The organism is Streptomyces sp. NPDC006743, from assembly GCF_040703815.1.
Classification (GTDB): Bacteria; Actinomycetota; Actinomycetes; order Streptomycetales; family Streptomycetaceae; genus Streptomyces.
The window spans coordinates 1-4,931 of sequence record NZ_JBEYJA010000124.1 but is presented as its reverse complement, the minus strand read 5'-3'; the positions used below and the strand labels follow the sequence as shown (position 1 = coordinate 4,931).

At 71.9% G+C, this 4,931-nt stretch carries 6 protein-coding genes; 3 read left to right on the top strand and 3 right to left on the bottom strand.

Annotation, left to right across the window (positions count from 1 at the left end; translation table 11 throughout):
* Positions 1–757: 3-hydroxyacyl-CoA dehydrogenase NAD-binding domain-containing protein (locus ABZ719_RS37225; RefSeq protein WP_366729598.1), on the bottom strand; the 757-nt coding region annotated here is incomplete at its 3' end.
* Positions 758–970: 213 nt separating this feature from the next.
* Between ABZ719_RS37225 and ABZ719_RS37220 the strand changes: the two genes are divergently transcribed.
* Positions 971–1,894: a LysR family transcriptional regulator gene (locus tag ABZ719_RS37220; protein WP_366729597.1), complete on the top strand. Its 924-nt coding sequence runs from the start codon at positions 971–973 to the stop codon at positions 1,892–1,894.
* 252 nt (positions 1,895–2,146) lie between these two features.
* Here ABZ719_RS37220 and folE read toward each other — a convergent pair whose 3' ends face one another.
* A complete protein-coding gene (gene folE / locus ABZ719_RS37215; RefSeq protein WP_366729596.1) occupies positions 2,147–2,809 on the bottom strand; it encodes a GTP cyclohydrolase I FolE in 663 nt (220 codons plus the stop codon).
* A gap of 1 nt (position 2,810) precedes the next feature.
* Positions 2,811–3,119: a hypothetical protein gene (locus ABZ719_RS37210; protein WP_366729595.1), complete on the bottom strand. Its 309-nt coding sequence runs from the start codon at positions 3,117–3,119 to the stop codon at positions 2,811–2,813.
* Between the two features lie 281 nt (positions 3,120–3,400).
* On the opposite strand from ABZ719_RS37210, the gene ABZ719_RS37205 reads away from it, so the two are divergent.
* The gene (locus tag ABZ719_RS37205; protein WP_234438422.1) at positions 3,401–4,066 is read left to right on the top strand and encodes a metalloregulator ArsR/SmtB family transcription factor; all 666 of its coding nucleotides are present in this window, start codon (positions 3,401–3,403) and stop codon (positions 4,064–4,066) included.
* A 306-nt stretch (positions 4,067–4,372) separates the two neighbouring features.
* Positions 4,373–4,867 carry a DoxX family protein gene (locus ABZ719_RS37200; protein ID WP_366729594.1) on the top strand — a complete coding sequence of 165 codons (495 nt, stop codon included), beginning with the start codon at positions 4,373–4,375 and terminating at the stop codon, positions 4,865–4,867.
* Positions 4,868–4,931 lie beyond the last annotated feature (64 nt).

The following is a 4,931-nucleotide window of genomic DNA, read 5'->3' as shown; positions in this document are numbered from 1 at the left end:
CGTCGAGGACCTCGCCCAGGCGGGCCGGGTCCGGGGTGCCGGTCTCGAAGGTCATCTGCGAGCCGACGTGCTCGACCAGGTGGCGCATGCCGGCGGGACCGCCGCCCAGTGACCCGCTCTCGAACGGCCCCGTCACCGCCCAGCGCAGTCCGAGCGAGGCGCGGACCAGGTCGTCGAGTTCCCGGACGCCGATCACGCCCTGCTGCACGAGATACACCGCCTGGTCGTTGAAGACCTTCTGCAGGCGGTTGCCGACGAAGCCGGGGATCTCCTTGTTCAGCCGGATCGGCAGCCTGCCGAGACCGCGGTACACCTCCAGCGCCCGCTCGACCGTTCCCGCGGTCGTCCGCGGGCCGGGCACCACCTCCACCAGCGGCATGAGCGCAGGCGGGTTGAACGGGTGCCCGATGACGATCCGGCCGGCCGCCGGGTTGCCCCGGGCGATGACCGAGGGCAGCAGGGACGAAGAGGAGGAGGCCAGCACCACGTCGTCCCGGGTGTGCGCGGCCAGGGCAGCGAACATCTCCTCTTTGACCTCGACCCGCTCCGGCCCGGCCTCCTGCACGAAGTCCGCTCCGCTCGCGGCGGCGGCCAGGTCGGCGGTCGCGGTCACCGGGCGGCCCGGAAGCTCCCGCCGCACCAGTTCGTGCAGGTCGGGCCGGGGGTCGGTGACGCGTACCTCCCAGCCGGCCTCGTCGAACAGACGGGCCCAGGAGACACCGATGACACCGGCGCCGACGATCGTCACGACCGCCATGTGAATCACCTCGGAGGAAGGGCGGGGAAGAGCTGGCACGGACCCGGCCCGGCGACCCGCGCCTTCTCGGACGAAGGGACGGGAGCGGAGAGAGGTGAGCGGGCTGAACTGAACGGTGGCGCTCAGTGCTGCGCACTCCGGCGGGCGGTTCCGGTACCCAGTGGACACCCGATACGTCGGGTCTGTCCAATATATGATTGTCTAGTGAGTGATATGCCCAGTGATATCAGCCTGTCCCGCCGGCTCCTCGAACAGTTCCTCGTGGTCGCTCAGGAGAAGCACTTCGGCAGGGCCGCCGAACGGCTCGGCATGAGCCAGCCGCCGCTCAGCCAGTCCATCCAGCGGCTGGAACGCACCGTCGGGGCGCGCCTTCTCGACCGGGGACCCGGCGGTGTCCGGCTGACCGCGGCCGGCAAGGGGTTCGCCACCGACGCACAGCGCCTGCTCGACCTGCAGACCGCGGCCGTGGCCCGGGCCCGCCGCGTGGCGTCAGGCAGCAGGGGAGAGGTACGGGTCGGATACGTGAGCCTGCTGAGCTACCTCTACCTCCCCGCCATGCTGCAGGCCGCGGCAGCCCACCTGCCCGAACTCCGCGTCCACCTGCAGCACGACTCCTCGGCCGGCGTGGTCGACCAGGTCCGCAGCGGGACCCTGGACCTCGGATTCGTCCGCGACCCGGCCCGGCTCACCGGGGACCTCGTCAGCACCGTCATCGCCACCGAGCGGATCGGCGCCGCCCTGCCCGACGGCCACCGGCTGGCCGAGGCGGACGGGATCGATCTCGCGCAGCTCGCGGACGAGGACTTCGTGCTGCCCGACCCGACCGCACTTCCGGCGCTGGCCGAGCAGGTCCACGTCGCCTGCCGCGAAGCCGGATTCACCCCCCGCGCGGTGGCCGTCGCCGACGACCTCAGCGGCCTGTTCAGCTACGTCGGCGCGGGCCTCTGCGTCAGCCTCGCCCCCGAAGGCCTGCGCCACCTCGCCTTCGCCGGAGTACGTCTGGTGCCGCTCCGGGGGCGCTCCGGGCACCTCGACACGGCGGTGCACGCCCTCCACCGCCCCGACGCCGACCCCGCGGTGATCCGCCTCCTCGCGGTGGCCCGCGCCGCACAGCTCCGGACACGCCGACCTCGGTGACGAGGCCCGGTCAGCCGCGCGGGAAGCCGGCCCATGCGGCGATGTCGAAGGCGTCACCGCCCTGCCTGATCCCGGCGGCTCCGTGTCCCGGCCAGCGGGCCGGAATGACGGGTTCGCGCGACTCGGCGGCGCGGGGGAGGTAGGCGACGCGGGTCCGGGCCGCGAGGGTGAGGTCGTCGCAGAAGCAGCTGTTCCCCGCGGGTTCGATGTGCCGATGTCTCCCGGGCCGCGGGGGCCCACCTGCGTGAACGGTCAGGGGGTGGCGAGGGCGAGGAATTCGCTGCGGGAGCGGGCGTCGGAGCGGAGGAGTCCGAGCAGGGTGGAGGTCATGGTGGTCGAGCCGGTGGCCTGGACACCGCGCAGGGTCATGCAGGAATGCTCGGCTTCGATGACCACGCCGACGCCTTTGGGTTCGAGATGGGTCTGGAGCCAGTCGGCGACCTGCTTGGTCAGGCGTTCCTGGACCTGCGGGCGGCAGGCGAAGTGCTCGACGACGCGCGCCAGTTTGGACAGGCCGAGGATCCGGGCGCCGGGCAGGTAGCCGACGTGGGCCGTGCCGACGAACGGCAGGAGATGGTGCTCGCAGACGGACCGGACGGGGATACGGCGGGCCAGGACGAGCTCGTCGTAGCCCTCGTCGTTGGGGAAGGTGGTCAGATCGAAGGGGCGGGGGCTGAACAGTTCGGCGTAGGCGCGGGCCATGCGTTCCGGCGTGCCGCGCAGGCTCTCGGAGGCGGTGGAGATGCCGAGGGCGGTGAGGAACTGGCCGGCGGCGGTCTCCGCGGCGGCCAGGTCGATACCGGCCGGTTCGTGCACGACCCGCAGGGCGGGCCGTGGCGGCGGGGTGTCCTCCCCGTCGCGCGGGTGTATGCGGCCGGTGGCGTGCTGCGGCTGCGGCTGCGGGTGCTCCGTCATCTCAGTCTCCTCCGATCCCGAGGGCGGTGAGCAGGACCAGAACCAGGGTGACCACGGCGAACAGGCCGTGGACCAGGACGACCGCCAGGGGGAAATGACGCTCGGCGGGAACCGTCCCGTCGGCTCCCGGACCCGTCGCGGTTTCCGGACCCGTCGCGGCTCCCGGACTCGTCGCGGCGGCCGGCTGTCCGGCGGTGGCGTCCTCGCGGTGGACCGGGATCCAGCGGGCCGGCATCACGACTCCCAGCAGGGCGACGGGCAGCAGGAGGCCGAAGGAGGTCCAGGCCAGGACGCTCCTGCCGGCCGCCACGTTGTGGCCCTACCGGCCGGCGAGGCCCTGGCCGGGCGCTTCGCCTGAAGCTGTGACTCGCCGGTCATCACAACTCCCTCTTCCCGGTTTCACCAATAAGTCTTGGTCTTATCGAGGCGGACCGTCAAGAGTCCCAGGGCAGTGGCATGCGGAGAACATTTGTGTCCACGCGGATGGGGGTTATCGTGGGGGTTGTGGATTCTGATCGGACTGCTCCGGCCCACACGGCCGACAGCGTCATCGAATGCGTCAGTGTCCTGAGTGAGGACTCGCGGCGGCGCATGTTCGCGTTCATTCGCCGTGCGGGTCACGCGGTCACGCGTGACGAGGCCGCCGAGAGCGTGGGGATCTCCCGCAAGCTCGCCGCCTTCCACCTCGACAAGCTCGTCGACGCCGGTCTGCTGCGTGCCCGTTATGAGACGCCGGGAGGGATCCGGAAGGTCGGCAGGCGGCCCAAGGTCTACGAGCCCAGCGACGCCCAGATCACCGTCAGCATCCCCGACCGGCGGCACGAACTGCTGGCGGACCTCCTCCTGGACGCGGTCCTGACCGAGGAGGCCGACGAGAACGCCACGCAGGCGGCCCTGCGGACGGCCCGGCAGCGCGGCCGTCAGCTGGGTGCCGCGGCGCGGGAGGAGACCCGTCCCGGACGTCTGGGTCCCGAGCGCGGGCTGACGGCCTGCGAGGGGCTGCTGGAGGAGTACGGCTACGAACCCGCCCGGGAGACCTCCACCCGGCTGCGTCTGCGCAACTGTCCGTTCCATCCGCTGGCCGCGAAGGCCCCCGGCCTGGTCTGCGGCATGAACCAGGCCTTCCTCAGCGGCTACCTCACCGGCCTGGAGGTCAACGGCATCGAGGCCGTGCTGGCCCCTGAGCCCGGCGCATGCTGCGTACGCCTGGACCCGAACGACACCGATCGTGATGACCAGATGTCCCAGGACCACTGACCCGGCACCGGCGGCCCGCTCCCGCGCGCCACCGGTCCGGCGCACACGACCGTGCCCGCGGCGGAAGGCCGGGGCGGGTCGGGGACTCGCCCGTGTTCGCCGCTCGCGGGACACACCCGTGACCGGTGCTCGACGTCCGGTCGAGCTGGGGGAAACGCCCGTTCTGGCGTTCCGAACCGGAGCACAGTCATGTTGACCAAATACATTCTGAACTCTTCGAACACGTCGAAGCCCCCGAACTCCGCGGGCTCTCTGAAGTCTCCTGCCTCGTCCACGGAACCGCTGGCGCGCTCGGCTCCCACCGCCGTGGCGACCTCGACGGCGGCCGCGGACTGCGGGCTCCTGCTGCTACGGCTCACTTTCGGCTTGCTGATGGCCGGACACGGAGCGCAGAAGGTCTTCGGGCTCTTCGGGGGCCCGGGTCTGACGGCGACCGGCAAAGGGTTCGCCGCCCTGGGCTACCACCCGGGCCGGCTCTTCGCTGTGGTCGGGGGCATGTCCGAGATGCTCGGCGGCCTCGGTCTGGCTGTGGGACTGCTGACGCCCCTGGCTGGTGCCGCCCTGATCGGTGTCATGATCAATGCGATGGCCACGGTCACCGGCGGCCACGGCCTGTGGGAGACGAACGGCGGCGTCGAATACAGCGTCTGCATCGCCGTCGTCGCGCTGGCCGTCGTCGCCATCGGACCCGGCCGGCTGGCCGCCGACCGTCCCTTCCGCTGGGGCAAGGGCGGCTGGAAGGAAGCGGCCTTCGCTCTCGGCCTCGCCGGCATCGCCGCGGCGATCACGCTCACTCTGTAGAGGCGGAGCACCCACTCAGCGCGGCGGCCGGGCGCGGCGCGGCGACCCGGTCGACCACCGCGAG

Excerpts from the sequence above, each read along its gene's own strand:
- ABZ719_RS37205 (WP_234438422.1), top strand. The coding sequence starts at position 3,401 with ATGTTCGCGTTCATTCGCCGTGCGGGTCACGCGGTCACGCGTGACGAG.
- folE (WP_366729596.1), bottom strand. The coding sequence starts at position 2,809 with ATGACGGAGCACCCGCAGCCGCAGCCGCAGCACGCCACCGGCCGCATA.
- ABZ719_RS37220 (WP_366729597.1), top strand. The coding sequence starts at position 971 with ATGCCCAGTGATATCAGCCTGTCCCGCCGGCTCCTCGAACAGTTCCTC.